The sequence below is a fragment of the Mesobacillus boroniphilus JCM 21738 genome, assembly GCF_000517385.1.
Lineage (GTDB): Bacteria > Bacillota > Bacilli > Bacillales > Cytobacillaceae > Mesobacillus > Mesobacillus boroniphilus.
Genome location: NZ_BAUW01000149.1, coordinates 1 through 5,452, shown reverse-complemented (window position 1 = coordinate 5,452; position 5,452 = coordinate 1). Strand labels below are relative to the sequence as shown.

Here is a 5,452-nt window from a genome sequence, read left to right as displayed (position 1 = left end):
CGTTTCTACCGCCATTGCTAGAGGAGATAAAACCATCGATACGGTTATCAAATATGTAGACCATAGAAGAGCACTGGGCTATACACAAGATGCGATAAACCAATTGTCGGCAGACCTTAAAAAAGAAAAAGAACAAGTAAAGAAGTCGTTTGAGAATGGGATTGCGAATATAACCTTAGAGGATATTCATTGGGAGGGGGACTTTTAAAATGTGGCAAGATAAAGAGTTTACAAAAGTACTGGATATAGAAGCAGCCCTAGCTTTGTTAGACATATCCTTCGAAGACGTACAACGACAAACTGAAATGCCAGAAGAAGAGTTCCTTCCTTTATACAAATGCCAAGGGCATCCACAAGTTCACCTGACGTTGGAACGTTTGAAGAAGTTGGTTGATAACGGTTATCTGCATAAAAAGGAAACAAAACAGAGTGTTTTATTCAGCCTAAACGACGCCATAACCCTTAGCTTGTGCTTTGAAGTATTTAACGAACAATTTATCCTTTTGTCTAGTGTTCTGAAGCATATAGGTTATCCCAAAAAGGTGAGTCTTCCCAATCTTCAACAAAACTTTATTGAACTGCAAAAAGAAGGCATTTTTACGATATATCACATCCCTCTTTACAAGACTGACACACTCCTTCTTATAAAAAAAGAATTAGACCAATTTAAGAGAGAGCATATTTCGGTTAAAGAAGCATTGGACATTTATCAAGTAAATCGTAACTACTTTACAGCTGACTCTGTTATTCCTGTCCACCGAATCGTAAAAACGCAAGAAGGAATGTTCGTAAATAAAAACCTTGTAGAAGAAGAAATGTACAAACGCGGCAGAGGGGATACCTACACAAGACCTGAGGCGATGAAAGTACTAGACTTATCTATCGATTCTTTCAAACAAGTGGTTGATGAGTTCGAATTAGAACTTCTACCTAATAATGTGGGGTTTGACAAAAAAGCCATTGATGACTTAGCAGCGGAACAATTAAGAATCTTGAACGACATTGAAGAGAACTACTATATATCAGCCGAAGTAGCTGAATTATTTGGCTTCAGTAATCGCCTTACTCCATCCGACTTTAAGAGACTCGGCAAGACAAATATACCAGCCATCGCAAGAACAAACAAAGGGAAATATCCTTTTAAAAATATGGCTGCAAATGCTGGTCTTCTTTTTAAAGATAAGGTAGATGCAGAACTGAAAGTAAGAAAACTTAAAAATTCAATTCTCAATACTATCTACTCTACTCCAAATGAAACATTTCGGAATGCATTAGAGGTGGGTGAGCTTTATTTTAGCGAGAATGCAAAAGAAACAGAAAAAGAATGGTTCACTTATATAAAAAGAAAATTCTCCAAATCCAATCAATCGCCAGCCAAAATGCAAGCTACCCTTGTAAAAACTGTCAACACCACAGAACTGCTTATTCAACTAACAACCGATAAAGAGTTAATGAGTTTGTCAGAAAATGAAATCAATTTATCTATTTTTAATGAATTTCATACAAAAGGCGTGAAGCAAACCATTTACTCGTTCCTCCTTGACTTAAATCGTGAACAAAGAAAAAAGAAAGCATCACCTTATTGGAACCAAAGAAGGCTTATCAATCCCTATAAAGAAAAGGTGGAACATAAGGAAAAAACCATTTATTCAGTTGATGAATACCTTGACCTCATTGAATATGCCAATCGGATAGACACACACATAAAGAAGTCAATTGAAGATATATCACGAATGGACCAGACTTCCCGATACGCATCTACCTGGCTTTATGTCCTCATTCACTTAACGAATGGGTGGAGACATTACGATGTTGCGACTGTCCCAAGAATTAATTTGCAGCAGACAACCTTGAATGGAAAAGACGTGAATTGGTTGTTGACCAATAAACTCACTGATAGTGATATTGACATCATTTTAAGCCAAATGCAAGCTAAGGTTCTTGTTCACAGTAAAACGGGAAAGCGTCGTTATTTCTTCTACTCACAAGAATTGCGGGAAGCATTTGCCTATGCCTTTGCGGTATGCGAGCTAAGATGTCAAGAGTCTACTCCAATGTCCGATTCTTTGATTGATTTCACAGGTCGTGGAAAAGTCCTAACGCCCTCTTCCCATAAAGTGTTCTTCAATGGGATGGAAGATTTCCAGTTTGGAAGTCTAAAAATGAATCGCACTGTGATTAGCTATATTTATAGCATCGTGAAAAAGAAAACTAACCGAAACCCACTTGAGTTCACCAAGATTTTGAGAAGCCATAGTGATGCAGAAATAACAAGCATTTATACGGACATCCCACAAGAACATATAGACCTGATTACCAGTCAATTGTTTAACTTGGGGTTGTTTGGATATGCGTATACCTTATTGGCGAACCTTCTCGATACGAATTTGTCTGCGACGCAAAATAAGGAAGCTACTCGTGAAAAAGCGTTAGAGATTAAATCCACCTTTGATGATATTCTCCAAATCGAGATGTTCACAAAGTATTTAACCAACTTAGAAGCGAAAAATTTTGAAAGACAAGCTTTAAAGGACTACCTTTCCTCCCTGCCTCAAGAGGAATTAGAGAACACCTATCATACTCTACAATTGGGGTTGCAGCCTTCGAATGAAGAAGGGAAATCGTGTATATTCGCTCAATGCGTGTTTAATAATGAACGCAGTTGTGGGAAATGCGAGTACTCTATCCATCATATCGTCAGTCTTTCTGTTTTGGGAAATCGTTTTAAAGAGAAGGTCTACGATTTCACCGAGCGTTTTGAAAAGGCTAAAACTGACGGTGAACGCACGTTCCTTGTGAATACCTTCTATGGGGATATTCAGCTTATAAAGTCAGCAGTGGAAACATTCGGGGATGACGTGGTGAACCAGTTTATCATCGATACGAATTTAGATGACCTAAGAAGCCGAGTCAGAAGAATCGATAGCAAAAGAGAATACTTTACACTTAAGGGGTGAACCCATTGATAACAGAAAAAAACATTATCCACTTATCCGAATTACACGCCTTTAATGAAGAAGAGTATACCGATGAGTATTCCCTGTCTCTAGCGAAAGAAATGTTGGATAAAGAGCAAGAAAACTCCCCTTTTTCCCATTTGGCGTTTGAGGAGGATACTTGGGAGCTTTATATTGAGTCTCAAGGAAGCAGTCGGAAGATTAAGTTTGAAGAGGTCGCCAAGCTTGTTCGATTTCATCCCCAATTTGATGAGACGAAGTTCGTCTTAATCGTAAAGTGTTGGGTTGCCTCATTAATCCACCAGTTTTCAATCAACTATGCCGATTCAATGTTTCGGTATTTGGTGCAGTTTTTAGACCTTTCAAAAATGTTAGATTCTTCTAAGCTCCAGGAAGTAGAACTTGTATTAACCAAAAAAACGTCCAAGAGAATTCAATATGATATGGCTTTATCCACCTTGAATTTTATTGAGTACTACCCGTTCCTTGATAAGGAGAGCCGATATGGTCCTCTATTGTTTGACATAAAAGAAGCCAATCACGTTAGCAAAAGAGACGATGCCCAGCGAGACCTTCCACCTACCAAAGAAGTTCATTTGTTTCATTGGATTATGAGAGATTACTTCAAGGGGTTAGATAGGAACAGTGAAGAGTATTTATTGTATTTTCCTATTTATCTTTGGTGGAATCTGACTATGCTGATTCCTTTACGCCCTTGTGAATTTTGCACGATAAAAAGAAATGCTCTAATTGAAAAAGACCATCAGTATTATATAAAATTGCCTAGAGAAAAGCAGCCAAAGAATCGTGTTCAAGTGGTGGATAAGATAAAAATCCCTTTCCAAATGGCAAAAGAAATTCTGCATTATCAGAATCGAATACGTGACTTTTATCCAGCCAAGACGTTATTACATCCTTCTCTTGTGAAGACAAAGAAAGACAAATTGGGTTACACAACCACTCGTCATCTATATCTTTTGCAGCTCTTTTATCGTGATGTGGTAGGTGGCAAATATGGTCTTACTATGTTATTGGATAAGAAAAGAAACATTCCTGTATCTGATACTAGAGAAAAACCTCTAGTGGATATCACGAAACCTATCGCTACAGGCGATACACGCCATTTCAGTATGTTGAATTTAATGAGGCAGGGTTATCACCCTTTGGAGATTGCTCGCCTTGCTGGACACACTTCCATTTACTCTCAGCAAGGGTATTATAGTCATTTGGAGTATTGGGTGGACACAGAAGTATTACAGCTAATGGAGCGCTTATCAGCAGACCTGGAATCTTCGGAAACGGTTGATTTTGATGATGATGATTTCAAAACCCAGTTCATCTTCAATACTGGCGCTTCACTAGATAAGATTCCTCTGGATTTGGGGTATTGCACAGACCCTACACAGAATTGTCCAGTCGAGGACCATTTCGCTTGTCCACATTATCGTTTAACGGAATATGAGTATATGAACCGACAAGCAGAGATTGAGGAAGCATACAAAAGGTCGAATACCCATATCAAGCATCTCTTATCTGTTTTGACCAATTTACAAAAAATTGCACAGAAGCATACCGATACTGATTACGAGTTCTCCGACAATGATGTTCTTTATAACAAAGATTTAATAGAGATTAAGAAGCAATTAGATGTAGCCTTGCATTGGCACTCTCGAGTTCAGCACCACTTTACTCATTCCAAGAAATATAAGAAAAAGAGGTAATATCTATGGGGAAAAAGCTCCCTTCCACACCTGATGGTCGTGGAAGACCCAAAACGAATTTAACAACTGAATTAAAAGCGACTGTGAATAAAATCATTGCTTTATACCGCGAACAGGTCCAACCTCGTGGCTTGATTTCGTATAACAGTATTTATAAATTTGCAGAAGAGTTATATGAAACGAAGCAAATTGAATACAGACTAAAAGAACATTTCTGGAAAAAAGGACACGGCAGAGACCTCATTGACACAGCAAACAAGGTTATTCAAGTTGTCGCTACAAACAAAGAACAATCCGATAAGAATAAAATTGTGGATACTGTGGATGCTGTGGATAAATTGTTCACAGGAAAGGCAGTTGATAAGCGAAAACTAATCGCTTCTTTAAAGCGAAATGAAGATAACCTTTTGCGGTTTCAAAATGAAAATGAAAAACTGCAAAACGTTTGGAGAAGCGAATGCCGAAATACAAGAATTGAAAGAAAAGAATAAAGCCAAAAGTGAAACCATCAAAGAATTGGAATCCCTTTTCTTTAGTTGGCTTGATGCAAGCGATGATGGAAATAATTCTTTGGTGAATCTCATTTCCACTGGTCATTCCCGAACCTCTGTGGTTGATGAGTTTTTCAACTCAGCCTTTTCCGACCCTAAGGTGGGATTCACCAAATTTGAAGAGTTTAGAACCACTACGACAAAGGCTGATAACATTGTCTCTTTCTCGGAGAAGAAGAAAGACAAATCCGTACTTGATGACTTTAGCTTCTAACATAGAAAG

At 38.1% G+C, this 5,452-nt stretch carries 5 protein-coding genes; all 5 read left to right on the top strand.

Annotated features, from left to right (window positions below; translation table 11 throughout):
- A partial coding sequence (locus JCM21738_RS24600; protein WP_031308260.1) for a hypothetical protein occupies positions 1–208 on the top strand: 208 nt, incomplete at its 5' end.
- A 1-nt stretch (position 209) separates the two neighbouring features.
- Positions 210–2,957 carry a hypothetical protein gene (locus tag JCM21738_RS20835; protein ID WP_023626607.1) on the top strand — a complete coding sequence of 916 codons (2,748 nt, stop codon included), beginning with the start codon at positions 210–212 and terminating at the stop codon, positions 2,955–2,957.
- A 5-nt stretch (positions 2,958–2,962) separates the two neighbouring features.
- Positions 2,963–4,678 (top strand): hypothetical protein, encoded by a 1,716-nt coding sequence (locus JCM21738_RS20830; protein ID WP_023626606.1) that lies wholly within the window; start codon positions 2,963–2,965, stop codon positions 4,676–4,678.
- Positions 4,679–4,683: 5 nt separating this feature from the next.
- The gene (locus tag JCM21738_RS20825; protein WP_035210131.1) at positions 4,684–5,169 is read left to right on the top strand and encodes a hypothetical protein; all 486 of its coding nucleotides are present in this window, start codon (positions 4,684–4,686) and stop codon (positions 5,167–5,169) included.
- A complete protein-coding gene (locus tag JCM21738_RS20820; protein WP_035210129.1) occupies positions 5,153–5,443 on the top strand; it encodes a Rossmann-fold NAD(P)-binding domain-containing protein in 291 nt (96 codons plus the stop codon). The genes JCM21738_RS20825 and JCM21738_RS20820 overlap by 17 nt, the downstream gene beginning before the upstream one ends.
- Positions 5,444–5,452: the final 9 nt, after the last annotated feature.

Bases quoted from the DNA above. Each gene is read 5' to 3' on its own strand.
- JCM21738_RS20835 (WP_023626607.1), top strand. From the start codon at position 210: ATGTGGCAAGATAAAGAGTTTACAAAAGTACTGGATATAGAAGCAGCC.
- JCM21738_RS20825 (WP_035210131.1), top strand. From the start codon at position 4,684: ATGGGGAAAAAGCTCCCTTCCACACCTGATGGTCGTGGAAGACCCAAA.